Below are 25,413 nucleotides of genomic sequence, written 5' to 3' on the forward strand. Positions count from 1 at the left end.
GCACCGCCCCCAACCAACGGCAGGGGGGCGGGCGGGCCGCGGCTGTTAAGGTCCAAGGTTTGCATCAACATGGGATGGAAGATGACTCGCACTGATCGTCGGCGCCGGGCGCGCTGGGGGAGCCTGATCGTGGGCATGGCACTGCTGGCCGTGGCCCCGCTCGGGCTGGCCGCACCGGCCGCCAAGACCGCCGCCCCGCAGGTGGCTGCCGCCAGGGGCGCGCAGGGCTATGAGCTGCCGTCGGCGGCCCTGCAGGCCGTGGTCGACGCGCCGCGCGCGCCCACCCTGCACCTGTCCCCGCGCCGCGACGTGGCGGCGCTGCTGCAGACACCGGCATTGCCGTCGATTGCCGAGGTCGCGCAGCCGGAACTGAAACTGGCCGGCCTGCGCATCAACCCGGCCACCCATTCGGCCAGCCGTTTCAGCTTTGGCAACAAGCTCTGGCTGACCACCGTGGCCGACGGCAAGGAGCGCCAGATCACCGGCCTGCCGCAGCCGCTGTCGATCGCCAGCCTGGCCTGGTCGCCGGACCAGCAGTACCTGGCCTTCAACCAGGTGCACGCGGCCACCGGCGCCAATGAACTGTGGATCGTCGATGTCGCCGCCGGTGCGGCGCGGCGCCTGCTCGCCGACCTGAACACCGTGCTCGGCGACGGCTACAGCTGGCTGCCCGACAGCCGCGGCCTGCTGGTGATGCAGCAGCTCAAGGGCCAGGGCCCGGCACCGGCCGCGGGCGGCATTCCCGCCGGCCCGGCGATCCAGCAGACCGAGGCCGATGCCGGGGTGCGCTCGATCCGCACCTACCAGGACCTGCTCAGGAACGAGGCCGATGCCCGCCAGTTCGATTACTACGCCAGCGCGCAGCCGGCGCGGATCACCCTCAATGGCGTGACCACGCCGCTATCCGGCAGCGGCGTCTACCTGGACACGAGCGTCTCACCGGACGGCCGCTACCTGCTCAGCGAGCGCGTGCTGCGCCCGTACTCCTACCTGGTCCCGGTCGATGACTTCGCACGGCGCATCGAGGTGCTGTCCGCCGCCGACGGTTCGCTGGTGCACACGGTGAGCAACCTGCCGCTGGTGGAAGGCCTGCCGACCGGCAACGACGCCGTGCCGACCGGCGTGCGCAACATCAGCTGGCGCGCCGATGCCCCGGCCACGCTGGTCTGGGCCGAAGCCCAGGATGGTGGCGACCCCAACCGCGAGGTCAAGGTGCGCGACGCGGTGCTGACCCAGGCGGCGCCGTTCGAGACCCCGCCGATCACCCTGGCCCAGCTCGGCAGCCGTTACGCCGGCATCCAGTGGGGGCGGGGCGACCTGGCCCTGCTCAACGAATCGTGGTGGAAGAGCCGCGAGGTCAAACAGTGGCGCATCGCCCCGGACCAGCCCGGGCAGGCGCCGGAGCTGCTGTCCTCGCGCTCCTCGCAGGACCGCTACAACGATCCGGGCCGGCCGGCGCTGGTGCGCGACGTCAACGGGCGCTCGCGCCTGCAGATCAGCGCCGATGGCCGCAGCATCTTCCTCTACGGCCAAGGCGCATCGCCGGAAGGTGACCGTCCGTTCGTCGATCGCCTCGACCTGGCCAGCAAGCAGACCACGCGCCTGTTCCACTCGCAGGCACCGACCTACTCGGCGCCGATCGCCCTGCTCGACCAGGAGGGCACCTCGCTGCTGCTCACCCGCGAATCGCCGGAAGAACCCTCCAACGTGTACGTGCAGTCGCTGGCCGACCCCACCGTCGCGCCGCGCGCGCTGACCCACTTCGCGCACCCGCTGCCGCAGCTGCGTGGGGTGAGCAAGGAGCAGATCCGCTACAAGCGCAACGACGGGGTGGACCTGACCGCCACGCTGATGCTGCCGCCGGGCTACACCGCGAAGAAGGACGGCCCGCTGCCGCTGCTGATGTGGGCCTATCCGGGGGAGTTCAAGACCGCCGCCGCCGCCAGCCAGGTCACCGACTCGCCGTATCGCTTCAACGCGATCAGCTACTGGGGCCCGCAGGCATTCCTGGCCAAGGGCTATGCGGTGCTGGTGAGCCCGTCGATGCCGATCATCGGTGAGGGCGACAAGGAGCCCAACGACACCTACCTGCCGCAGTTGATCGCCAACGCCGAGGCGGCCGTGGACGAGGTGGTCCGGCGCGGGGTGACCGACCGCGGGCACATCGCGATCGGTGGCCATTCCTACGGCGCGTTCATGACCGCCAACCTGCTCGCGCACACCCGCCTGTTCAAGGCCGGCATCGCGCGCAGCGGCGCCTACAACCGCACGCTCACCCCGTTCGGCTTCCAGGCCGAGGAGCGCAACTACTGGCAGGCGCAGGACGTGTACCAGAAGATGGCGCCGTTCAACTACGCCGACAAGATCAAGGACCCGATCCTCTTCATCCACGGCGTGGACGACAACAACTCCGGCACCTTCCCCATCCAGAGCGAGCGCATGTTCGCAGCGGTCAAGGGCTTGGGCGGCACCGCGCGGCTGGTGATGCTGCCCAACGAATCGCACGCCTACCGCGCGCGCGAGTCGATCATGACCATGCTGGCCGAAAGCGAGCGCTGGCTGGAACAGACGGTCGGTCCGGGCAAGCCGATCAAGACGCAGCGCTGAGGCGGCAGGTACCGGCCGTTGGCCGGCTCCTCGCGGCGCACGACATCGCATGGGGCCGGCCAATGGCCGGCACTACCAGATGTAACTAGTTGCGCGACGCAGCATTGACCTCGTTGTGGGGTAGGCTTGGGTGGATTCCGTTCCCGAGGCCAGTGCGTCGCAGATGAACGAGTACCGAAGCAGCATCGTTTTTGCCACTCCCGATATCCCCCTGCGCGACGACGTACGCCGACTCGGCGCACTGGTCGGCGACCTGCTCGCCGAGCAGGTGTCCACGCAGTTCTTCGATGATGTGGAACAGGTGCGCACGCGCGCCATCGCCCGCCGCGAAAGCGACGCTCCGCTGTCCGATCTCAACGATGCCCTCACCGGCCTGCCGCCCGAGCGCGCCGAAGCGATGGTGCGTGCGTTCAGCACCTACTTCCAGGTGGTCAACATCGCCGAGCGCGTGCATCGCATCCGCCGCCGTCGTGACTACCAGCGTGCCGGCACCGCCGCGCCGCAGCCGGACGGGTTGCAGGATGCGCTGCTTAAGCTCAAGGCGCAGGGCGTGACCCTGGCCGAGCTGGCCGAATGGCTGCCGCGCATCGACATCGAGCCGGTGTTCACCGCGCATCCGACCGAAGCCGTGCGCCGCGCGCTGCTGGAAAAAGAGCAGTTGATGGTGGCCAGCCTGGTCGACAACCTCGACGGCCAGCGCACCCCGGGCGAGGCCGCCGCCGATGCCGCGCGCTTCCGCATGGCGCTCACCGCGTCCTGGCAGACCACCGACTCCTCGCCGGTGCGGCCCACCGTGGACGACGAACGCGAGCACGTCGGCTTTTACCTGGTGCAGGTGCTGTACCGGGTGATTCCGGTGCTGTACGAATCGCTGCAGCAGGCCCTGCTGGAAACCTACGGGCAGGACCTGCCGCTGCCACGCCTGCTGCGCTTCGGCACGTGGGTGGGCGGGGACATGGACGGCAACCCGAACGTGGATGCCGGCACCATTCGGAACACCCTGGATGCCCAGCGCCAGGCGGTGCTTGGCCGCTACCAGAAGGATCTGCTGCAGCTGGCCAGCCTGCTAAGCCAGTCCACCGAGCGGATCGCAGTCAGCGATGCGTTGCAGGCACGTGTAGCGCACTACGAACAGCTGCTGCCGCAGGTGACATCGCGCCCGCGGCATGCCGACATGCCGTACCGCCTGCTCAACGACCGCATGCGCGCGCGCGTGCAAGCCACCCTCGACGATGCCGACGGGGCGTATGCCGCGCCGGACGAACTCGAGCAGGACATCGAACTGATCCTGGACAGCCTGCACGCCAACAAGGGCGACCATGCCGGCGGCTTCGCGGTGCGCCGCCTGTTGTGGCGGGTGCGGACCTTCGGCTTCCACCTGGCGCGGCTGGACGTGCGCCAGGAGTCCAGCGTGCACGGCCGCGCGCTGGCCAGCGTGCTCGATGGGCAGGACGCGTGGGATGCCGCCGACGCGGTGGCCCGGGCGGCACGGCTGGCACCGTTCGCCAGCGGCGAGCAGGCCCTGCCAGCCAGTACCGAAGACGGCGGCAAGCGGCTGGATGCGGTGTTCGCCGCGTTGGCCGACGCGCGCCATCGCCACGGTGCCGATGCACTGGGCAGCTACATCATCTCCATGGCGCATGACCGCAGCGACGTGCTCGCGGTGCTGGCGCTCGCACGTCGCGGTGGGCTGGTGGACGAGGCTGGCGCGGTGCCGCTGGATATCGCGCCGTTGTTTGAAACCGTGGACGATCTCAAGCGCGGCACCGCCACCCTGCGCGACCTGCTCGCCGACCCGGTCTACCGCACCCACCTGGCCGCGCGCGGCGATGTGCAGATGGTGATGCTGGGCTATTCGGACAGCGGCAAGGATGGCGGTATCGCGGCCTCGCGCTGGGGCCTGCAGCGTGCCCAAGTGGAGCTGCTGGAGGTGGCCGCCGAGAACGACATCCGCCTGACCTTCTTCCATGGCCGTGGCGGCTCGATCAGCCGCGGTGGCGGCAAGACCACGCACGCCGTGGATGCCTCGCCGCGTGGCAGTATCGACGGCCGCCTGCGCGTGACCGAGCAGGGCGAAGTGATCCATCGCAAGTACGGCATCCGTGCGCTGGCGCTGCGCTCGCTGGAGCAGTCCACCGGTGCGGTGCTGCGCTCCAGCCTGCGCCCGCGCGCGCCGGAGCCGCGCGAGGAACAGTGGCGCCCGGTGATGGACCTGATCGCGGAGAGAAGCGCCGATGCCTACCGCGCCTTCGTCGGCCAGAAAGACTTCATGCAGTACTTCCGGCTGGCCACGCCGATCGACGTGATCGAGCGGATGACGCTGGGCTCGCGCCCGTCGCGGCGGCTCGGCGAGGATGCCGCGCTGTCCAACCTGCGTGCGATCCCGTGGGTGTTCGCCTGGAGCCAGGCCCGCGCGGTAATCCCCGGCTGGTATGGCGTGGGCAGCGGCCTGCAGGCGGCGATCGAGGCCGGCCACGAGGACACCCTGAAGGAAATGGCGCGCGACTGGCCGTTCTTCAGCACCTTCCTGGACGACATCGCGATGGTGCTGTCCAAGGGCGATCTGACCATCGCCGAGCAGTTCTCGCAGCTGTCCGGCGGCCTGCATGCCACCTTTTTCCCGCAGATCCAGCGCGAGCTGGCGCTGACCGGCCAGGTGATCCTCGCGCTTACCGGGCAGGACGAACTGCTCCAGCACGACCAGCGCCTGGCGCTGTCGATCCGCCTGCGCAACCCCTACATCGATCCGATCAGCGTGCTGCAGGTGGACCTGCTGCGGCGCTGGCGGGCCAGTGGCGGCGAAGACGACGACGTGCTGCGCGCGCTGGTGGCGTGCGTCAACGGTGTTTCGCAGGGTGTACAGAACACCGGGTGATCCACACCGTTGGTCTGTGGCCCGTCACCGGGAGTGCCGGCCGTTGGCCGGCGCCCCGCAACGCCGGGCAGCGGCACGTTGTGGCCTTGCGCGCGGGACGACGCGTTGCCCACTGCACCTCCGTCCAACATCGCGTCGTGCCGGCCAGCGGGCGGCACTCCCGGGGGTTATTCCGGGGAGGGCGGGTTGGACGCCAGCAGCTCCAGGTGCCGCTGCTCCATTTCCTCACGCAGCTGGCGGCGGATCAATGCGGCCGCGTGCCGGCGGCGTTCGTCGCTGGTTTCCAGCTGCAGCGGCGGTACCGGGGTGGGCTTGCCGTCCTCGTCCACCGCGACCATGGTGAAGAAGCAGCTGTTGGCGTGGCGCACGCTGCGCTTGAGGATGTCCTCGGCCACCACCTTGACCCCGATCTCCATCGACGAGGTGCCGGTGTAGTTGACCGAGGCCAGGAAGGTGACCAGCTCGCCGACCGCGATCGGCTGGCGGAACATCACCTGGTCCACCGACAGGGTGACCACGTAGCGGCCGGCATAGCGGCTGGCGCAGGCGTAGGCGACCTGGTCGAGCAGGCGCAGCACCGCCCCGCCGTGGACCTTGCCGGAGAAATTGGCCATCTCCGGCGACATCAGCACGGTCATGGACAGCTGGTTGGATTTGAATTCGGGCATGGGGGGAGTGTAGCGCCGGTAGGGCTGCAGGGAGCGCCGACCGTTGGTTTGCTGGACGCACGCGACGGCCGACGCCAACCTGGGCTGATGCCAAAACGACGACGGGCCGCGAAAGCGGTCCGTCCTGTTTTCTTCGATCATTGCCGCGCTGCGCGCGGCAAGCCGACCAACGGTCGGCTCTACCGGTAAGAGAAGGGCCGCCTTCGCGGCCGCGCCGCGATGGTGCCGATGCACCGTGCAGGGGAACGCATCGCCATGCGCCGTGGTGTTGCCGCCCAAACGACGATGGGCCGCCTTCGCGGCCGCGCCGCGATGGTGCCGATGCACCGTGCAGGGGAACGCATCGCCATGCGCCGTGGTGTTGCCGCCCAAACGACGACGGGCCGCTTTCGCGGCCGCGCCGCGATCGTGCCGATGCGCCGTGCAGGGGAACGCATCGCCATGCGCCATGGTGTTGCCGCCCAAACGACGATGGGCCGCTTTCGCGGCCCACCGGCTTTTCCGATCATTGCCAACCGGTAAGAACATGGGCCGCTTTCGCGGCCCATGTGTCTTATTTCAGCTTCGCATCCGCACGCAGGGCGGCGGCGCGATCGGTCTTCTCCCAGGAGAAGGCGGTCGCGTTGACGGTTTCGCCGGAACCGTTGAGGTAGCTGAAGTCCTTCGGCTTGCGGCCGAAGTGACCGTAGGCGGCGGTCTGCTGGTACATCGGGTGGATCAGGTCCAGCATCTTGATGATGCCGTACGGGCGCAGGTCGAAATGCTTGCGGATCAGCTTCTCGATCTTGTCATCGCTGATCTTGCCGGTGCCGAAGGTGGTGACCGAGATCGAGGTCGGCTCGGCCACGCCGATGGCGTAGGAGACCTGCACTTCGCAACGGTCGGCCAGGCCGGCAGCAACGACGTTCTTGGCGACGTAACGGGCCGCGTAAGCCGCCGAACGGTCGACCTTGGACGGATCCTTGCCCGAGAACGCACCACCACCATGACGGGCCCAGCCGCCGTAGGTGTCGACGATGATCTTGCGGCCGGTCAGGCCGCAGTCGCCCACCGGGCCGCCGATCTCGAACTTGCCGGTCGGGTTGATGTGGAACTTGGTGCCCTTGTGCAGCCACTTGGCCGGCAGCACCGGCTTGATGATCTCTTCGCGGACGGCCTCGATCAGGTCCTTCTGCTTCACGCCCGGGGCGTGCTGGGTCGACAGCACCACCGCGTCGATGGCCGAGACCGCGCCGTTTTCATAGCGCAGGGTGACCTGGCTCTTGGCATCCGGGCGCAGCCAGGACAGCGGCGAGTTCTTCTTCTTGCGGATCTTGGCCTGCTGCTCGACCAGGCGGTGCGACAGGTGGATCGCGGCCGGCATGTAGCTGTCGGTCTCGTTGGTGGCGTAGCCGAACATCAGGCCCTGGTCGCCAGCGCCCATTTCTTCGGGCTTCTTGCGGTCAACGCCCTGGGCGATGTGCGGGGACTGCTTGCCGATCAGGTTCAACACGCCGCAGGTGGCGCCGTCGAAGCCGACGTCGGAGCTGTCGTAGCCGATGTCCAGGATCACCTTGCGGGTCAAGGCCTCCAGGTCGATCCAGGCGCTGGTGGTGATTTCACCGGCCACGATCGCCACGCCGGTCTTGACCATGGTCTCGCAGGCAACGCGGGCGCGCTGGTCCTGGGCAAGGATCGCGTCCAGCACCGCATCGGAGATCTGGTCGGCAATCTTGTCCGGATGGCCTTCGGAGACCGATTCGGAGGTGAACAGGTAGCTGGACATCAGGCGTAATATCCTTTGATTCGGATGGAAAGATGGGCGCGAATGATACACGGCAACCCGCGCCGTTGCATTGTGCGCCAGCGCGAGTTGCCCGTGGTTAAGCCCGCGTGCCCGTCGCAGGGCCCGATGTGACGGGATTGGGGCCCAGGGTTACCGCCCAGTGTTCCACCAGCGTGACACTGGTCCGGCCAGCCGGGCCCGGCGAGCGTCATCGCGCTGTCGCCAAACCGCCATCGCCCTGCCTTGCCAGGCGCGCAGGCTTCGGCGCATCCGGGCGCCCGGCCTGGGGGAGCACGCCATGCAGCCGCCTGAGCAGCGCAATGCAGGACCGCGTGCAATGCACGCGGTGACCCGACTGTCGCCGTACCGCCGCGCCGTATTCCTGTCCGACGTGCACCTGGGCTCGCGCCACTGCCACGCCACCGAACTGGCGCGGTTCCTGGCCGACCTGCGCTGCGAACGCCTGTACCTGGTGGGCGACATCATCGACCTGTGGTGGATGGCGCACCGCCGGGCGAGCTGGCAACCGGCCCACAGCGAGGTGATCCAGGCCCTGCACGCGCTGCGCGGCGCCGGCACCGAGATCATCTACATCCCCGGCAACCACGATGCATCGCTGCGCCAGGTATGCGGGCTGGTGCTGCCGGCCATGCAGGTACGCCGCCGTGCCATCCACGTCACCGCCGACGGGCGCCGGCTGCTGGTCGCCCACGGCGACGACTACGACGGCGTCACCCATTTCGGTGGCCTGCAGGAGCGGTTCGGCGACTGGCTGTATTACCGCATCCTCACCGGCAACCACCTGCTCAATGCCGTGGGGCGCCGGCTCGGGCGCCGGTACTGGTCGTTGTCGGCGTTCCTGAAGAAGCGCAGCAGTGCCGCCGAGCGCTACATCGAGCGCTTCGTCCAGGCCGGGCTGGAGGATGTCCGCCGGCGCGGCCTGGATGGGATCGTCTGCGGGCACATCCATCGTGCCGCGCTGGTCGAGCGGGACGGGCTGGTCTACGCCAACGACGGCGACTGGGTGGAGAGCCTCACCGCGCTGGTCGAAGATCCCGATGGCCGCCTGCGGCTGCTCGACCACAGCGGTCGCACGCGGGTGGAGCTTCCGCCCGCGGTCGCCCGCGTGCCGCGCGCGGCCTGAGCGCGCCGCATCGCGCCTGCGCGGCTGCTAGCATCGGCCGATGGACTCCTTTACCCAGATCGTACTGGGCGGCGCTGTCGCCGCCGCCATCGCCCCGGCCGGCCACCGCCGCGCCGCCCTGCTGGCCGGTGCCGCACTTGGCACCCTGCCGGACCTGGACGCCCTGCTGCTCGGCTTCACCACCACCGATCCGGTGGCCCTGATGACCGAGCACCGCAGCTATAGCCACTCCCTGCTGGTGCTGCCCTGGGTCGCTGCACTGATCTGGTGGCTGTTCAAGCGGTTCGGCCATGGCCGGGTAGCGCAGGCGCCGGCGCGCTGGTTCTGGGCGATCCTGCTGGCCCTGGTTACCCACCCGCTGCTGGATGCCTTCACCGTGTACGGCACCCAGTTGTGGTGGCCGTTCACGCCCCCGCCGACCATGTGGTCCAGTGTCTTCATCATCGATCCGCTGTACACCGTGTGGCTGCTGCTGGCCTGCGTGGTGGCCTGGGTCGCCCGCGCGCGCCCGCTGGCGCAGAAGGCGCTGGTGGCCGGGCTGGTGCTCAGCTGCGGCTACCTGGGCTGGTCGCTGCTGGCCAAGCGCACGGTCGAGCGCGACGCCGACCGCGCGCTGGCGGCGATGGGCCTGGGCGATGCGCCGCGGTTTTCGGTGGCCACCCCGTTCAACACGCTGCTGTGGCAGGTGGTGGCGATGACCCCCAGTGGCTATGTGATCGGCGAGCGCTCGCTGATCGCCGATGACGGCCCGATGACCTTCGAGGGGCATCCGTCCAATGTGCAGGCCCTGCGCCAGGCGGCCGCGTTGCCGGCGGTGCAGCGGCTGGCGTGGTTCAACCGCGGCTTCATGCGCGCGCAGGTCGTGCAGGGCCAGTTGCAGCTCAGCGACCTGCGCATGGGCCTGGAACCGGACTACACCTTCACCTTCGCGGTGGCCCGGGCCGAGGGCGAGGGCTGGGTGGCGATCACGCCGCTTCAGCTGCGCCCAGCGTATGAAGGCGCGCAGGGCAGGGCGACGCTGAAGCGCCGGTTCGCGGGACTGTGGCAGCGCATCTGGCACGCCCCGACCGCCACCGGGGTGATCGCACCGAAGGCAGGGCTGACGGAGGCACCGTGACCGAACGGTTCGAGATGGAGATCAATGGCACGCGCTATACGCGGCTGGCCGATGTGCCGCCGGAGTACCGCGCGTTGCTGGTGCACCTGGGCCCGGCGCGGTCGGCCGAGCAGCCGGCGGTTCCGCTGCGCGAGATCCTGGACAAGGCCAAGGCGCAGCCTGATCGGGCGCGCCGGCAGCAGGTGGCGCTGGAGGCGCTGGCCAAGGTCGATCCTGCGCGGGCGCGGCGCCTGCAGAACACGCTCACCGAGCGCAGCCAGCGGCCGGCGACCGGCACGCTGGAAGTGGGCACACCGCCGAGCGCCCGCCCTCGCGATGCTGCCCGCAACAGCGCCGCCGGCATGACCGTGGCGCCGGGGGATCGCGGCGGGCTGGGGCTCTGGGTGGTGCTGGCGGGCGTGGTGGTCGCCACCGTCGTCGCCTGGATCATGCGCTAGCGGCGCAACCTCGCGCCCGCGTCTTCAATACACCGTCGCGCGTGCCTGCACGAAGGAGAAGAAGAACACCGCGTTGGGGTCGTTCTGCACCAGGCTGAACTCGCGACGCATGCCGTCCACGGTGTCCTGGTCGACCAGGCCCGCCTCCAGCAACGCATCGACCGCCGACAGCAGCAGCTGCTCCCAGAACGCGATCATGGTCTTGCGCCGGGCCGGCTCGCGGTTGTCCAGGTGGATGGTCTTGATCTCGGTGTGCACGTCGCGGAAGCCACCGGCCAGCAGCAGGTTGCCCAGCTTGGCGCCGACGAACGGGTCGCCGCCGTGGTCGTACTGGAAGTCGTTGAACGCCATCCAGTAGCGCCAGATGTGCGGCGAGTACGGATCGAGCAGGAACGAGGCGTTCATCACCTCGGTGATGTACACCGGCGAGCCCGGGGCCAGCACCCGGCGCACTTCGCTGAGTACGCGCGCCGGCGACGGCACGTGTTCCAGCACCCAGCACAGGAAGGCCGAGTCGAACTGGCGCGCGCCGAACGGCAGGTCGCCGGCATCGGCCTGCAGCAGGGCGTAGCGCTCGCTGCACCAGGGGGTTTTTTCCAGGTTGCCGCGCGCGGTGTCCAACTGGGCCTGGCTCAGGTCCACGCCGGTGACGTGCAGCTCGGGGAAGCGGCGCAGCAGGATCTCGGTCTGCGCACCCACGCCACTGCCCACCTCCAGCAGGCGCTGGGCACCGCTGTAGTCGATGCCACTGAAAATGCTCGATTCGAACAGGCGGGCCTGGGTCACCAGCCGGTGCTGCTCGGTACTGGAGAACCCATGCAGGTAGGTCGGGGCGGCTATCGGCGGGGTCATGGCAGTGGACTCAGGCAGCAGAGGACAGCGGCACGCCAGCGGCGAGCGCGTTGAAATAGTCGGTGGTCAGGGCGATCTGGCTGGCGGCATCGTCGGCGCGGTTGACCACCGCGCGGAAGGCCGCGTTTTCGGGGCGGTCCTTGGCGTACCAGCCCAGGTGCTTGCGCGCGATGCGCACGCCCTGCGGCTCGCCGTAGAAGTCGTGCAGCGCGTGCAGGTGGCCGAGCAGGATGTCGCGCACCTCCGGCAGCGACGGCGGCGCCAGCAGCGTGCCGGTGGCCAGGTAGTGCGCCACCTCGCGGAAGATCCACGGGCGTCCCTGCGCGGCACGGCCGATCATCACCGCGTCCACGCCGGTGACCGCCAGCACGTGGGCGGCCTTCTGCGGCGAGTCGATATCGCCATTGGCCAGCACGGGGATGCGCAATGCCGCCTTGATCGCGGCGATGGTCTCGTACTCGGCCTGGCCGGTGTAATGCTGGTCGCGGGTGCGCCCATGCACGGCGAGTGCGGCGATCCCGCTGTCCTCGGCGATGTGGGCGATGCGCGGACCGTTGCGGTGGTCGCAGTCCCAGCCGGTGCGGATCTTCAGCGTGACCGGTACATCCACCGCCGCGACCACGGCGCTGAGGATGCGGGCGACCAGGTCCTCATCGCGCATCAGCGCCGAGCCGGCCCAGGCGTTGCAGACCTTCTTGGCCGGGCAGCCCATGTTGATGTCGATGATCTGCGCGCCATGATCGACGTTGTAGCGCGCCGCCTCGGCCAACTGCTGCGGCTCGGTGCCGGCGATCTGCACGCTGATCGGGTCCGGCTCACCGGCATGGTCCATGCGGTGCAGGGATTTGCGCGTGTTCCAGAAGCGCGGGTCGGAGATGGTCATCTCCGAGGCGGCCAGGCCCGCGCCCAGCCGCTTGCACAGCAGCCGGAAGGGCTTGTCGGTGACGCCGGCCATCGGCGCCAGCACCACGTTGGGCTGGATGTTGTAGGGGCCAATCTGCATGGGCGCATTGTAGAGCGCGGCGGCCGTGCCCAACGCGCGGGCGGGCACCCTGTTCAGGCCGATCCGGCAGGGCCTGATGCGCTACGGTCATGAGCATATGCTTGACCCTTGGTTCCACCGCCCCCAGTGACCGGGGATGCTGGGCAGTTGGGTGAGGGCCCGGTCGTGCTCAAGGCGCCGGGCCGCAGGCATAGGCCAGCACGGCCAGGTGCCGCCTTGGGTCCAGCCCGAGCAGGTCGAGTACGGCGGCATCCTCGAAGGAGCCGATCGCGCAGCCGGCGGCCTTCATCGCCGCCACTTCCTGCCCCAGCGCCCCCAGCCAGACCCCCGCCTCGATCAACACGAAGCGGCCACCGCGTTCACCGTACTTGGCCAGCGTGCCCGCCGGCTCGGCGATCAGGAACAGCACCGCCGCCGGCCGCTCCGGCCAGTCCACGCCGAGCAGCGTGGACAGCGCCGGCCACGCCGGGCACGGCGCCACCGGCACCAAGGCGTGTGCGAGCGGGTCGTACCAGTGGATGCCCTGCGCCGGGGTGAGCGCATCGTCGCTGGCGTACAGCGCGGCATAGGCCTGGATCGGGTACTTGGCCCCACCGGACGGCAGACGCCGGGTGTCGCTGGCACCGGGGCGTGCGCGCAGCGGGGCCAGCACGCGCCCCAGCTCCTGCGCGCCCCAGCGTGCGTCCCCGAAACGGCGGCCACTGTGGCGCTGCGCCAGGGCGTCATCGGGGTGGACCGGGTCCGGCAGGGCGATGCCGCCGGCCGCATGCAACGGCCGCGGCGGCGAGCCAGCGCGTGCGGCATCGTCGGCGATGCGCGCGCGCATCACCTCGGCGCGCGCAGGGTTGAGTTCGCCGTTGTGCCAGAACAGATGGAACAACGGGGCATCCTGCCAGGGGGAAGGCGGTGACGGCATGCGGTCCTCGGGCATCAGCCCAATGGATGCGGGAAGGGGTTGGGAAACGCACCGCCGTGCGGCACGCCGGGATAACGCCAGGCCACGTCCTGGCACCGGCCACCGAGGAACGGCGCGCGCTCGTCGGCATGCAGGCCACTGAGCTGGGGCGACAGCACCCGCATCACCCGCAATCCCGCCGCGGCCACGTCGGCGGTGGTCAACTCGCGGTAGTACAGCGCGATGCCGGCATGGCCGAGCCGCCGCCGCAGCGCATCCAGCTCGGCGATCGCGCGCTGCGCCGGCGGGCGCAGGGCGGCGTCGGGCGGCGGCAGGGTCAACGGGCTGGCGCCTGCATCCCGCAGCAGCGGCAGCTGCGGCCACAGGTCCGGGCGCAGGGTGTAGAACGCGGCATGTTCGTCGAAGCTGCGCAGCGCTGCCGGGTCGCGCGGCAGCCGGGCACGTTCGCGGCCACACAGATGCGCGGCGAAGGTCAGCGACTGCTGCCATTCCAGCAGCGCCTTGTGCAGCGCCTCGCCCGGATCGGCGCGGCAGGCGATGCCGAGTACATTGCGTGGGCGGCCGTCGAACGGGATGCCACCGGCGACCGCGATGACCGGGTGCGGGTTCCACTGCTGGGTCAGGTCGAAGGCCTGCAGTTCGCCACCGCGCGCGCTTGCGTGGGCATGCCATGGCGCCGGCAGGACGATCCTCCGGCCGGCCACGCCATTGAGCCAGGTCACCGCCAGCGCATCGCGCTCGAGCAGCTCCTGGGCGGCGCGCAGCAGCGCCAGCCAGGCGCCATCACGGCCATCCCGCCAGGCGGCCAGCCCACTGGAGGTCGACGGCAGCCGCGCCTGGCCGCTGCGCGGCCCCAGTCCCACCAGTTCCTGCGGCACCCAAACCACCCGGTTGTCATCCAGCGCATGCACCGCGGCGAACAGATCGTCATCGCGTTCGGGCATCGGCCACGGAAAGCCGGGCGTCGCGCGTTGACGTGCCGAGAACAGGGCGAACGTCGCTTCGTCCCGGTGTTGTGCGGGCGTCAGCGCATCACGGCGACGCACCTCGAGGCCCACCTGCGCCGCCGCCAGCCGCTCCAGCGCCTCGGCGACCGCGCCATCGGCGGCTGCATCGGCGTCCAGCGCGACCGCGCCTGACACCCCTTGCCAGGGGTTGGCCGGGTCGGCCGGGGTGGCGGCATTGTGGACCCGGCGTCCCTCGAACAACGGGCCGGTGTCATCACAGGGATTGGCGTCGATCGCCTGCGCCGGGCGGACCAGCCCACAGCGCGGACGCGCCGCGCCATGCAGCAGGTGCGACGACAGCGTGGGGGTTTCCGGGTCCGCCGCGTCGACGGCGGAGCGGCTCATTTCATGACGCTCAGCCAGAGCATCATCTCGGCCGCGCCGACCACGAACAGGCCCAGCAGCAGCGCGATGCCGATGCCGATGCCGCGCCCGAGCGAACGCCCCGAGCGCTCGTAGATGAGTGCGTAGATCCCGACATACACCCCGACCGCGACGAACAGGCCGAATATCGGGTTGGCGATGCCCATGAAGAGGCCACCGCCGGCCGCCGCCAGCGGCAAGGCGAACAGCCCCAGCAGCACCCGGCTGGTGCGGCTCATCCCGGCTGCCGGCACTACATGGGCGGCGCTGTCGGAAAGGTCCGGATGCGCGGTGCTGGACGGGTCCAACTGCGATCGAGGTTGCGGGGTGTCGTGGTCGGTGCCTGTCGGGGGGGCGACGGCGACGACCGGGGCGTGTGCGTCACTGCCGGCGGCCGCGGGCGCAACCGGTTGCAGCCCGCCGAGCACCACCGCCGACAGCACCGAAGTGCCGAGCAGGGTGACGATGCAGGAACTGCAGGTGGTCGAGGTCGAGCCGCCGCCTGCCGCGGCAAGGTCCTGGCGCGAAGCACTGGCGTCGAACTGGTTGGGCAGGCGATACATACGGTCACTCCATTGACCGAGGCGGAAACGCCCGGCGCGTGGGCCACAGTATCACGGGCGCCCGGCGTCCCAGGGCAACGACAGCGGCGCTGGCAAGGGTGCGTCGCCGCGCTGGCAGGCCGGGCACCACGGCAGCCGCAGCACCCGGTCGCGCTCGCCATGCAGGCGATGCAGGTCCAGCCAGACGGTGCGTTCGAAGTAGCCCAGCAACAGCTGGGGTTGATCCAGCAACGGCGCGACCAGTGCCGCGATCCGTGCCGGTTTCGCCGCGACCGCCGGCATCGCCGGCACTGCCGCCTCGCCCCAGCGGCGCAGCACCCGGTTGCCCAGGCAATACACACAGGCACTCTGGCCCGGCACCACATAGGGCCCCAGCGCGAGCGTGTGGTGATAGCTCAGGTCCAGCAGCAGGTGCGGTTGGGTCGGCATCTGCGTGCGGTACCGGGTCAAGGCCGCTTCCCAGCCAAGCCCATGCCGGACCAGCACCAGCAGGTCGGCATCGGCGACGGCATCGACGCGCTGCAGCGCCGCGCCACCCTGCTGGTCGAACGCGTCGGCCAGGCCGGGCAGGGGATCGCCGAGCCAGTCCAGTGCATAGCGCCGCACCGTGGGCACTGCCTGCAACGGCACCAGCACGCCGAGGCGGATCAACTGGCGGACCGCGGGGCCGCAGTCGGCATCGTCCTGCAGGATCGCCAGGGTGTCGTCCTGCCAATGGCCGAGGATCCGCTCGACGGCTGTCGGCGTATCGGCCTCGTCGACCACGTACAGCTCGTCCGCGCCACCGGACACCAGCAACAGCTGACGCTGCGCATGGGTCTGCGAAAACAGGGCCCAGGCCGGATTGCGCGTCCAGCGCGGTTCGTCCGCCTGCGCCACTGCGTGTTCGGGACTGCCTGCTGCTGCCACTGCGTACGGTCCGTGTATCGGTTGAAACCCAAGAATAACGGCAAACAGGCGCGCCACGTTCTGCTACGGTGCGCGCGTGCGCACACTGCCTGTTGCCAACGTTCCGGTCCCCCCGCCGCCCTGGCGCGAGGCGTTGCTGTGGATGCTGCTGCTCGGCGCGATGTTCATCCATGGCTACAGCTGGACCAACCAGTGGGCGGCCAGCCAGGCCCAGACCCATACCCTGCATGGTCGCTGGGATGATGCGATCCCGTTCTGGGCGTGGACCATCTGGCCCTACCTGGCGTTGAACCTGTTGTACCCGCTGACGTTCTTCATCTGCCCGACCCGGTCGGCCTTGCGCCGCCACGCGGTGGCCATCGCCCTGGTGCAGGCCGGCTGCATGCTTGCCTTCGTGTGCTGGCCAACCGGCAATATCCGTCACCTGCCGCAGCCGGACGGCGCCAGTGGACTGCTGTTCGCCCAGCTGCGCGCGTTCGAGGCGCCGTTCAACATGGCGCCGTCGCTGCATGCCGCGGTACTGGTGCTGGTCTGGCAGGCCTGGCGGCAGGTGCTGCGGACGGAGGCGGCGGCGTTGCGCTGGCTGTGGCACGGCGCCTGTGGCCTGATCCTGCTGTCGACCGTGACCACCTGGCAGCACGATCTGCTGGACGTGCTTGCGGGACTGTTGCTCGGTGCGCTGGCGGGGTTGATCGCGCGATGCGTGTGCAGGCCGCGCCGGCCAGTCGGCTGAGCGGCGCGGACGGCGATGAAGCAAAAAAAAAGGCCAGCGCGAACGCTGGCCTCGCTATCCACGACGGTGACGCTTACTTGTTCTCGACATCACCCGGGGTGAAGTGCGGCATCGCCACGGCGGCGCCTTCCTTCTCGGTGGAGCGGCCCGCGAACTGGTTGGCAAAGCGCACGTGACGGATGAAGGCCGCCTCGCCGTCCTGCGCGATCGAGGCGCACAGCGCGCCGTTGAACGCGTCGCCGGCACCGGTGGTGTCCAGCACCTGTACCTGTTCGGCACCCACGCGGTAATACGGCTGGGTGTCGCCGCGCAGGTTTTCCTCGGCATGCGAAACGAACACACCCACCGCCCCCAGCGTGACCACCACGGTGCCGTTGCCGACCAGCTTGCGGCACAACGCATGCAGGCTGGCACCGTCCAGGGCGGCGACGTCGTTGGCGTCCACGCGCTCACCGACATGGCGGCCGAGCAGGGCGGCGAACTCGGTCTCGTTCGGGGTCAGCACGTCGGCCAGCTTGAGCAGGCCGATGCTGGAGGGGGCGTCGGCCGGGGCGGCATTGAGCACGGTAGTGGCACCGGCCTCGCGGGCCAGCGCCAGCGCCGCTTCGATGGTTTCCACCGGGGACTCCAACTGCGCCAGCACCACCTTGGCGCGGCCCAGCAGCGCGCGCTGGGCCTGCACGAAGTCCAGGCTGAGCGCCGCGTTGGCGCCGGGGCCGATCACGATCGTGTTGCGACCGCGGGCGTCCACGTAGATGCCGCCGGTGCCGGTCGGCTCGCTGCTGGCCTCGGCGGTCAGGGCGAAACCGTCCTGCTCGGCCAGGCCACGCGCCATCGCACCACCGGCGTCGTCGCCGAGCGCGCACAGGAAGGTGGTCGCCGCACCGGCGCGGCGGGCAGCCACGGCCTGGTTGAAGCCCTTGCCGCCGGGGCCGGTGCTGTAGCGCCCGGCGATGGTCGCACCCGGGGCCGGGAGCGACTCGCAACGCCAGACATGATCCACGTTGAAGGAACCGACTACGACGACACTGCTACTCATAAAGACTGTTTCTCAAAGAACGGATATCAGCTGAAATGCGTCAGCACGCCGGCAATGGTCGCCGTCATGAAGGTGGCGATGGTACCGCCGAGCACGGCGCGCAGGCCGAACTTGGCCAGATCGTGGCGACGCTCGGGGGCCAGGCCACCAATACCACCGATCTGGATCGCGATGGAGCTGAAGTTGGCAAAACCGCACAGCGCGTAGGTCGCGACCAGGCGGCCTTCCTCGGACAGGGACACCCCCGGCACCTGGCCGTTGACGATCTCCGACAGCTTGGAATACGCCACGAACTCGTTGATGACCACCTTCTGGCCGATCAGCGAGCCGACGGTGTTGGCGTCGGCCCACGGGGTGCCGATCACCCAGGCGATCGGGGCCAGCACATAGCCGAAGATGGTCGACAGGTCGGTCGGGCGACCAATCATCGCCTGCAGGCCGCTTACTTCGCCCAGCCAGGTCAGCGGGGCGTTGAGCAGGGCGATCAGGGCGATGAAGGCCAGCAGCATCGCGCCGATGTTCAGCGCCAGCTTGAGGCCGTCGCCGGCGCCGGCGGCCGCCGCGTCGATGATGTTGCTGGAGGTCTTTTCCACTTCCATCTTGACCGTGCCGCGGGTCAGCGGGGTACCGGTCTCGGGCACCAGCAGCTTGGCCACCACCAGGGTCGCCGGCGCGGCCATGATGCTGGCCGCCAGCAGGTGCTTGGCGTAGAAGGCCTTCTGCACCGGGTCGTCGCCGCCGAGCATGCCCACGTAGGCAGCCAGCACGCCGCCGGCGATGTGCGCCATGCCGCCGATCATCATGGTGATCAGCTCGGACTGGGTCATCTTGGCGATGTACGGGCGCACCGTCAGCGGCGCCTCGGTCTGGCCGATGAACACACTGGCGCAGACGCTGGTGGTTTCCGCGCCGGACACGCGCATCACCTTGGTGATCGCCCAGGCCATGCCGCGCACGATCCCCTGCATCACGTTGAGGTGGTACATGACCCCCATCAACGCCGAGAAGAAGATGATCGTCGGCAGCACCTGGAAGGCGAAGATGAAACCGAACTTGCTGGTGTCCATCAGGCTGCCGAAGATGAAGGTCGAGCCGGCGTTGACGAACTCCAGGATCTTGACGAAGCCCTTGCCCAGCGCATCGAACACGTCGCGGCCACCGGGCACCAGCAGCACCACCGCGGCGAACGCGATCTGCAGGGCGATGCCGGTCACCACCAGGCGCCAGTCCACGGCGCGCTTGTTGTTCGAGAACAGCCAGGCGATGCCGATCAGCACTGCCAACCCGAACAGGCCGAAGCCAATCCTGCCCAAACCATCGACCATGAGACTTCCCTTGGGGCGCCGCGAAAAACGGGAAGCCTATAGCGGTGGCAGGGTCCGGGCAAGGAAAAGCAGCGTCCAGGTCCCCATCGGCCGTGATCGGGCAAGTATCCACAAGGGTTCGCGCGGTCCAGCCGGCTACACTGACGGGCATCGTTCCGGCCCGGATGCGGGCCTGCAGCAGAGGAGAACCCCCATGCACTACCGGCGTCTTGGATCCACCGGCCTGAAGCTGTCGGCCTTGTCCTTCGGGGCCTGGGTCACCTTTGGCGACCAGATCGGCCGCGATGAGGCCCGCAACCTGATCGCCAGCGCCTGGGACCATGGCATCACCTTCTTCGACAATGCCGAAGGCTATGCGCGCGGCCGCGCCGAGCAGGTCATGGGCGATGTGATCGCCGACCTGCGCCTGCCCCGCGATGGCTTCTGCGTATCCAGCAAGGTGTTCTTCGGCGCCGTCGACGACCCGCGCCCCACCCAGCACGGGTTGTCGCGCAAGCATGTGACCGATGCCTGCCATGCCGCCCTCAAGCGGCTGCGGGTGGACTATCTGGACCTCTACTATTGCCACCGCCCGGATCCGGACACGCCCATCGCCGAGACCGTGCAGGCCATGGACACCCTGATCCGCCAGGGCAAGGTGCTGTACTGGGGCACGTCGGAATGGTCGGCCGCGCAGATCCAGGAAGCGGTGGCCATCGCCCGTGCCCAGCACCTGCACCTGCCCTCGATGGAGCAGCCGCAGTACAACCTGCTGCACCGCGAGCGGGTGGAGCGCGAGTACGCGTCGCTGTATGCCGACCCGGGCCTGGGCACCACGATCTGGTCGCCGCTGGCCTCTGGCCTGCTGACCGGCAAGTACAACGACGGCGTGGACGCGCAGTCGCGGCTCGGCCAGGGCCAGCTGGGCTGGCTCAAGGACCAGGTGCTGGGCGACCCGTCCGGCAACCGCCTGGACACCGTGCGCCGCTACACCGCCCTGGCCGCCAGCCTCGGCGTGTCGCCGGCACAGTTGGCGATCGCCTGGTGCCTGCGCAACCCCAACGTCTCCAGCGTCATCCTCGGCGCCAGCCGGGTGGGGCAGCTGGAAGAGAACCTGGGCGCGCTGGACCTGCTTGATCAGGTCGATGACGCCACGTGGCAGCAGGTCGACGCGATTTTCGCCTGACCGAAGGGGAGGGGGCGGACGGGACCGGAACTGGGACTGGGACTGGGGCCGGAACTGGGACTGGGACTGGGACTGGGACTGGGACTGGGACTGGGACCGGAACTGGAACGGGACGGGACGGGAACTGGAACGGGCACGGGAACTGGAACGGGAACGGGAACGGGGCGCGAACGAGGCGGGACCGGGTAGAGCCGAGCCATGCTCGGCTGCATCCCCCACAGACCTCCAGATCCCTCAGCCCCGCAGCTCGGCAACCCCGCAACCCGGCAATCGGCAATCGGCAATCCCGGCCCCGCAGCCGAGCATGGCTCGGCTGCATGCCCCCACAGACCCCCAGATCCCTCAGCCCCGCACCTCGGCAACCGGCAATCGGCAATCGGCAATCGGCAATCCGGCAACCCGGCAACCCGGCAACCCGGCAATCGGCAACCCGGCAATCGGCAACCCGGTAATCGGCAACCCGGTAATCGGCAATCCCGGCCATCCCGGCGCCGCAGCCGAGCATGGCTCGGCTCTACCGGGCGATCGGTGCTGCCTTCGCTGGCTTTTGATTGATCTCATCAATCGGAATAACGAATTCCATCATCAATTCCATCAATAAAGTTGAGAATGGTTGTTGATTGTCAACTGAGAATCATTATCATTTAAGTCGTCCCTCGCACGAGTCCAGACGATGAACACTCAAGCTGCTGTACTGCTGCGCCCCGAAACGCTGACCCTCCGCGACCGTCCGGTCCGCGTGGTCCCGCCCGAAGAAGTCATCGACAGCGAAGCCCTGCTCAAGGGCCGCCGCGAAATCCTGATCCAGCACGGCGACCGCTTCTATCGCCTGCGCCATACCAGCAACGACAAGCTGATCCTGACCAAGTAACGGCGCTGCCTCCCCCACGGGCGGGCCTGCCGTCGCGCCGCCGCGCGACCGCTGCCGTCCCGGGCCCCGCCTCGGTCCACCGCTCTCTCCCCCTCGACACGTCGCCGGCGACTTCGGTCCTCGACGCCGGTCGGGGGTCTCCTTCCGCGCCCAGCCGATCCCCGCCCCCCCTCATGAAGATCCGTCCGAACGCCCTGAGCGCCGCCTTGTGGCTGGCGCTGCCCATGGCTGCCAGTGCCGCTGCCTCCGCCGCACCCGATGCCGCGCCCGACGCGCGCGAGTTCGACCGCGTGCAGGTCACCGCCACCCGCACCGAGCGCGCGCTCAGCGACGTGGCCGCCACCGTCGATGTGATCGACCGCGAGCAGCTCGACGATCACCTGGTGCGCGACATCAAGGACCTGGTCCGCTATGAGCCGGGCATTTCGGTCACCAGCAGCCCGGCCCGCTTCGGCCTGGGCGGCTTCCGCATCCGTGGCCTGGACGCCAACCGCGTGCTGATCCAGACCGACGGCATCGCCATGCCGAAGGCCTTCGCGATCGGCAGCTTCTCCGATGCCAACCGCAACTTCACCGACCTGGAGACGCTCAAGCGGGTCGAGATCGTGCGTGGCCCGGCCAGCGCCCTGTACGGCTCGGACGCGCTCGGGGGCGTGGTCGCCTTCGTCACCAAGGACCCGGCCGATTACCTCAAGGACGGCAAGGACAGCTACGTCGGCCTGAAATTCGGTTACGACGGCCAGTGGAAGGGCCTGTACGGCGGCGCCACCACCGCCTTCGGCGGCGAACGCTGGAGCGGCATGGTCAACATCAACCACCGCCAGGGCCAGGAAACCGAGAGCAACGGTGACGTGCGCAGCACCAACAGCACCCGCACCGCCGCCAACCCGCAGGACCGCGATGGCCGCAGCCTGCTCGGCAAGCTGGTCTTCGCGCCCAGCGAGGACCAGCGCTTCAAGCTGACCGTGGAAGGCAACGAAGACAGCGTGGACACCAACGTGTTGTCCTCGGTCGCGCCGACCACCGCGGCGCCGCCGTCGGCCACGACCACCACCGCGATGAAGGCGCACGACCACCAGACCCGCGCCCGCGTGTCGTTTGCCCACCAGATGGACAACCTCGGCCAGGCCTTCGCCGATGACCTGTCCTGGCAGATCTATCGCCAGGACAGCGAGACCACCCAGCGCACCGTCGAAGATCGTGGCCGCGGCGCGACCGCCAGCCTGCGCGATCGCACGTTCAACTTCGACCAGCGCGTGTACGGCCTGCAGGCCGTGCTGCACAAGGGCCTGCAGACCGGCACGGTCGAGCATGACCTGACCTACGGCGTCGAAGGCACCTGGACCGACACCCGGCAGAAGCGCGACGGTTACCAGGTATCGGCCAACGGCACGGTCAGCAGGATGATCCTGCCCGACACCTTCCCGGTCCGCGATTTCCCGATCAGCAAGACCACCGAGCTGGGCCTGTACGTGCAGGATGAAATGCGCTTCGCCGACGGCCGCGTGTCGCTCGTGCCGGGCGTGCGCGTGGACCACTACGAACTGCGCCCGGACGTGGACGGGATCTTCGGCACCGACAATCCCGGCGTGGCCGTGTCCGACCTGACCAAGACCAGCGTGTCGCCCAAGCTGGGCATGGTGTGGCGCTTCGCCGACCAGTGGTCGCTGTTCGCCGGGTACGCACACGGGTTCCGGTCGCCGCCGTACAACGACGTCAACCTGGGTTTCACCAACGTGATGTTCGGCTACACCGCCATCCCCAACCCGGACCTCAAGCCGGAAACCAGCGACGGCCTGGAACTGGGCGTGCGCTTCAGCAGCCCGGCCGCCTACGTCAGCGTGAGCGGCTACTACAACGACTACCAGGACTTCATCGAGTCCCAGCGCCAGGTCGGCATCAACAGCCAGGGCCTGATCGTGTTCCAGTCGCAGAACGTGGCCGATGCGGAGATCTACGGTGCAGAGCTGAAGGCCGGCGTGGATGTCGGCCAGCTGAGCAGCGCGCTGGAAGGCTGGTCGTTGAACAGCGCGGTGGCCTGGTCGCGGGGCCAGAACAAGACCGAGGACGTGCCGCTGGAGTCGATCGACCCGCTGCGCGGCACCGTCGGCATCGCCTTCGATCGCGACACCTGGGGCGTGGAACTGGCCGGCACCTTCGCCAGGCGCAAGGACCGCCTGCCGCCGGCCGTCGGTGCCAGCGCACCGTTCGCCCCGGCCGGTTACGGCGTGCTGGACCTGATGGCGCACTGGGAATTCGCCCCGGGCGCGAAGCTCAACGTGGGCGTATTCAACCTCGGCGACCGCACCTACATCGATTACTCGGCGATCACCACGGCACTGGCCACCAACAGCACCGTGATCGACCGCTTCACCAACCCCGGCCGCACCGTGTCGGCCAATCTCTCCGTGAGCTGGTAGCCCTATGAGCCGCGCCCTGTCCGCATTGCGATCGACCGACCCGGCAGTATTTCCCGGTCGCCTTCCCACCGCGCGGCAGCTGGCGTCCCTGGGCACCGTGCTGTGCCTGTACCGCCCGGACAGCAGTGAACTGGGCGGCTGGAAACACGCCGTCTCCGCGCACGCCTGCCAGGGCATGGACAGCGAAGGCATCCGCGAGAGCCTGTGCTTCGCCGACGCACGCGGCCGTTGCTGCTGGCGGCTGTACCTGCTGCCCGACAGCGATTTCCTGGCCTGGGACCGCCTGGTCTCGGCCTTCCCCGCGCGGCCGGAACCGGTCAACGACGGCGGCGTGGCCGAACGCCTGTGGCGCCGCCTGGCCACGCGCCTGGGCGCCGAACCGTGGCGGATGTGCGCCTTGCGGCTGCACGCAGGCGATGGCCAGGGGTTGTCGGCCAGCCTGGCCGCGTTGTCCTCGCTGGGGGCCAGTGCCGCGCGCCGCATCGCCCACGTCGAGGGCGCCGACGGCGAGCTGTGGATCGACGACTGCTGCTGCGCCTCGGCGGCACGCCTTGCGCCGCCGCGGCGTGATCCCACCGAGGCGCCGTGGGTGCGGTTGTGATCGGCCCCGGGATTCTTGATCGGCCAGCGATGGCCAGAACGTTCTGCACGCCACTCCTGAAGGAAACCAGATGACATTCCAGACCGCCAGCGTAGCGATCCTGCTTGCCAGCAGTGCGGCCGCCTACGCCCAGCCCTCCACGCTGCAGCGCGACCACGACAGCATCCTGGCGATGAAGGGGGAATACGTGGTCGATTTCGCCTTCGACGAAACCGTCCTGCTCAAGCCGGGTTACGAGCGTGCGCCGGCCGTGCGCAGCGGTGGCAACGAGGTGGTGATCGTGGTCGAGGACACGCCCACGCGCGTGGTGCTGCAGCACCTGCTGGTGGATGCCAAGAGCGGCCACGTCACCAAGCATTGGCGACAGGACTGGGTCTATCAGGCACCGAGCCGCTTCGAGTTCAGCGCCGACCAGACCTGGCAGGTGCGCGCCATCCCGGCCGCGGTCAATGCCGGCGCGTGGACCCAGTGCGTGTATGAAGTGAGCGACGCGCCGCGCTACTGCGGCACCGGCAAATGGGCCTACGACCATGGCGTGGCCACCTGGACCAGCGACCTGAGCTGGCGCCCGCTGCCGCGTCGCGAGTACACCCGGCGCAGCGACTACAACGCGCTGGCGGTGATCAACCGGCACACCCTCACGCCCAACGGCTGGACCCACGAGCAGTTCAACACCAAGATCCTGCGCAATGCCGACGGCAGCCAGCAGGAAATCGCCCGCGAGTTCGGCTTCAACGATTACAACACAACCACCGAGGTCGACTTCAAACCCGCCTACGACTACTGGGCGGCAACGTCGGGCTACTGGGCCAAGGTGCGCCAGCGCTGGGACGGTTTCCTCGGCCAGGCCCCGGGCGTACACCTGAAGACCAAGCTGGACGGCATGGCGATGATCATCCCGTTGTTCACCCAGGCCCAGGACATCCAGGACGGCAAGCAGGTCAAGGACGCGAAGATCGACGCGGTGTTCAAACAGTGGGTGGAGAAGGCGCCCGCCGACCCCGCCCGGTAGAGCCGATCCACGCTCGGCTAC

General features: G+C 69.2%; 23 protein-coding genes. 13 read left to right on the forward strand and 10 right to left on the reverse strand.

The features are described 5' to 3' along the window. Positions 1 to 81: 81 nt before the first annotated feature. Both AC1DGC_RS12235 and ppc read left to right on the forward strand, forming a co-directional pair. The gene (locus AC1DGC_RS12235) at positions 82 to 2,607 is read left to right on the forward strand and encodes a S9 family peptidase (protein ID WP_478047956.1); all 2,526 of its coding nucleotides are present in this window, start codon (positions 82 to 84) and stop codon (positions 2,605 to 2,607) included. 163 nt (positions 2,608 to 2,770) lie between these two features. Continuing rightward, positions 2,771 to 5,482, forward strand: a complete 2,712-nt coding sequence (gene ppc, locus AC1DGC_RS12240; protein ID WP_478048004.1) for a phosphoenolpyruvate carboxylase — start codon at positions 2,771 to 2,773, stop codon at positions 5,480 to 5,482. 167 nt (positions 5,483 to 5,649) lie between these two features. Here the strand turns inward: ppc and AC1DGC_RS12245 are convergent, their stop codons facing one another. Continuing rightward, entirely contained in the window at positions 5,650 to 6,150 is a 501-nt protein-coding gene (locus tag AC1DGC_RS12245) for an acyl-CoA thioesterase (protein WP_256774928.1), read from the reverse strand. A gap of 255 nt (positions 6,151 to 6,405) precedes the next feature. Here AC1DGC_RS12245 and AC1DGC_RS12250 point away from each other — a divergent pair, with 255 nt between their 5' ends. Beyond that, entirely contained in the window at positions 6,406 to 6,672 is a 267-nt protein-coding gene (locus AC1DGC_RS12250; RefSeq protein ID WP_478047957.1) for a hypothetical protein, read from the forward strand. A 31-nt stretch (positions 6,673 to 6,703) separates the two neighbouring features. Here the strand turns inward: AC1DGC_RS12250 and metK are convergent, their stop codons facing one another. Continuing rightward, positions 6,704 to 7,915: a methionine adenosyltransferase gene (gene metK / locus AC1DGC_RS12255; RefSeq protein ID WP_259209175.1), complete on the reverse strand. Its 1,212-nt coding sequence runs from the start codon at positions 7,913 to 7,915 to the stop codon at positions 6,704 to 6,706. A 337-nt stretch (positions 7,916 to 8,252) separates the two neighbouring features. Between metK and AC1DGC_RS12260 the strand changes: the two genes are divergently transcribed. From AC1DGC_RS12260 to AC1DGC_RS12270, 3 genes are read left to right on the forward strand one after another with little or no spacing between them, the layout of a single operon-like run. Next, positions 8,253 to 9,059, forward strand: coding sequence for a UDP-2,3-diacylglucosamine diphosphatase (locus AC1DGC_RS12260; protein WP_478047958.1), 807 nt, complete (start codon positions 8,253 to 8,255; stop codon positions 9,057 to 9,059). A 40-nt stretch (positions 9,060 to 9,099) separates the two neighbouring features. Continuing rightward, on the forward strand, positions 9,100 to 10,176 hold the full coding sequence (locus AC1DGC_RS12265; protein ID WP_478047959.1) for a metal-dependent hydrolase: 1,077 nt from the start codon (positions 9,100 to 9,102) through the stop codon (positions 10,174 to 10,176). Then, positions 10,173 to 10,613 carry a hypothetical protein gene (locus tag AC1DGC_RS12270; protein ID WP_394163877.1) on the forward strand — a complete coding sequence of 147 codons (441 nt, stop codon included), beginning with the start codon at positions 10,173 to 10,175 and terminating at the stop codon, positions 10,611 to 10,613. The genes AC1DGC_RS12265 and AC1DGC_RS12270 overlap by 4 nt, the downstream gene beginning before the upstream one ends. Positions 10,614 to 10,637: 24 nt before the next feature. Here AC1DGC_RS12270 and AC1DGC_RS12275 read toward each other — a convergent pair whose 3' ends face one another. The 6 genes from AC1DGC_RS12275 to AC1DGC_RS12300 all read right to left on the reverse strand — a co-directional run bounded on the left by AC1DGC_RS12275 (position 10,638) and on the right by AC1DGC_RS12300 (position 16,226). Beyond that, positions 10,638 to 11,465: a methyltransferase domain-containing protein gene (locus AC1DGC_RS12275; RefSeq protein ID WP_259209169.1), complete on the reverse strand. Its 828-nt coding sequence runs from the start codon at positions 11,463 to 11,465 to the stop codon at positions 10,638 to 10,640. 10 nt (positions 11,466 to 11,475) lie between these two features. Beyond that, on the reverse strand, positions 11,476 to 12,468 hold the full coding sequence (gene dusB, locus AC1DGC_RS12280) for a tRNA dihydrouridine synthase DusB (RefSeq protein ID WP_478047960.1): 993 nt from the start codon (positions 12,466 to 12,468) through the stop codon (positions 11,476 to 11,478). A gap of 169 nt (positions 12,469 to 12,637) precedes the next feature. Beyond that, the gene (locus AC1DGC_RS12285) at positions 12,638 to 13,384 is read right to left on the reverse strand and encodes a SagB/ThcOx family dehydrogenase (RefSeq protein WP_478047961.1); all 747 of its coding nucleotides are present in this window, start codon (positions 13,382 to 13,384) and stop codon (positions 12,638 to 12,640) included. Between the two features lie 14 nt (positions 13,385 to 13,398). Further along, entirely contained in the window at positions 13,399 to 14,736 is a 1,338-nt protein-coding gene (locus tag AC1DGC_RS12290) for a YcaO-like family protein (protein ID WP_478047962.1), read from the reverse strand. Next, the gene (locus tag AC1DGC_RS12295; RefSeq protein ID WP_478047963.1) at positions 14,733 to 15,317 is read right to left on the reverse strand and encodes a hypothetical protein; all 585 of its coding nucleotides are present in this window, start codon (positions 15,315 to 15,317) and stop codon (positions 14,733 to 14,735) included. Before AC1DGC_RS12295 ends, AC1DGC_RS12290 begins: the two co-directional genes overlap by 4 nt. A 51-nt stretch (positions 15,318 to 15,368) precedes the next feature. Beyond that, positions 15,369 to 16,226, reverse strand: coding sequence for a hypothetical protein (locus AC1DGC_RS12300; RefSeq protein ID WP_394163881.1), 858 nt, complete (start codon positions 16,224 to 16,226; stop codon positions 15,369 to 15,371). Between the two features lie 76 nt (positions 16,227 to 16,302). On the opposite strand from AC1DGC_RS12300, the gene AC1DGC_RS12305 reads away from it, so the two are divergent. Further along, positions 16,303 to 16,959, forward strand: a complete 657-nt coding sequence (locus AC1DGC_RS12305; RefSeq protein WP_394163882.1) for a phosphatase PAP2 family protein — start codon at positions 16,303 to 16,305, stop codon at positions 16,957 to 16,959. Positions 16,960 to 17,032: 73 nt separating this feature from the next. On the opposite strand, the gene AC1DGC_RS12310 is transcribed toward AC1DGC_RS12305, so the two are convergent. Next, the gene (locus tag AC1DGC_RS12310) at positions 17,033 to 17,998 is read right to left on the reverse strand and encodes a ribokinase (RefSeq protein ID WP_394163883.1); all 966 of its coding nucleotides are present in this window, start codon (positions 17,996 to 17,998) and stop codon (positions 17,033 to 17,035) included. A 26-nt stretch (positions 17,999 to 18,024) separates the two neighbouring features. Then, a complete protein-coding gene (locus tag AC1DGC_RS12315; protein WP_259209156.1) occupies positions 18,025 to 19,323 on the reverse strand; it encodes a NupC/NupG family nucleoside CNT transporter in 1,299 nt (432 codons plus the stop codon). Positions 19,324 to 19,516: 193 nt separating this feature from the next. On the opposite strand from AC1DGC_RS12315, the gene AC1DGC_RS12320 reads away from it, so the two are divergent. From AC1DGC_RS12320 to AC1DGC_RS12345, 6 genes are all read left to right on the forward strand, one after another. Beyond that, complete coding sequence (locus AC1DGC_RS12320) at positions 19,517 to 20,488, forward strand: potassium channel beta subunit family protein (protein WP_478047964.1); 972 nt, start codon at positions 19,517 to 19,519, stop codon at positions 20,486 to 20,488. A gap of 304 nt (positions 20,489 to 20,792) precedes the next feature. After that, the gene (locus tag AC1DGC_RS12325; RefSeq protein ID WP_478047965.1) at positions 20,793 to 21,089 is read left to right on the forward strand and encodes a hypothetical protein; all 297 of its coding nucleotides are present in this window, start codon (positions 20,793 to 20,795) and stop codon (positions 21,087 to 21,089) included. A 72-nt stretch (positions 21,090 to 21,161) separates the two neighbouring features. Continuing rightward, entirely contained in the window at positions 21,162 to 21,359 is a 198-nt protein-coding gene (gene hemP, locus AC1DGC_RS12330; RefSeq protein ID WP_019182448.1) for a hemin uptake protein HemP, read from the forward strand. Between the two features lie 173 nt (positions 21,360 to 21,532). Further along, a complete protein-coding gene (locus AC1DGC_RS12335; protein ID WP_478047966.1) occupies positions 21,533 to 23,779 on the forward strand; it encodes a TonB-dependent hemoglobin/transferrin/lactoferrin family receptor in 2,247 nt (748 codons plus the stop codon). A gap of 4 nt (positions 23,780 to 23,783) precedes the next feature. Beyond that, positions 23,784 to 24,380 carry a Hemin transport protein gene (locus AC1DGC_RS12340; protein ID WP_449335379.1) on the forward strand — a complete coding sequence of 199 codons (597 nt, stop codon included), beginning with the start codon at positions 23,784 to 23,786 and terminating at the stop codon, positions 24,378 to 24,380. Between the two features lie 70 nt (positions 24,381 to 24,450). Next, positions 24,451 to 25,392 carry a DUF6607 family protein gene (locus tag AC1DGC_RS12345; RefSeq protein ID WP_478047967.1) on the forward strand — a complete coding sequence of 314 codons (942 nt, stop codon included), beginning with the start codon at positions 24,451 to 24,453 and terminating at the stop codon, positions 25,390 to 25,392. Positions 25,393 to 25,413: the final 21 nt, after the last annotated feature.

The sequence above is a fragment of the Stenotrophomonas sp. 05N37 genome (assembly GCF_056397365.1).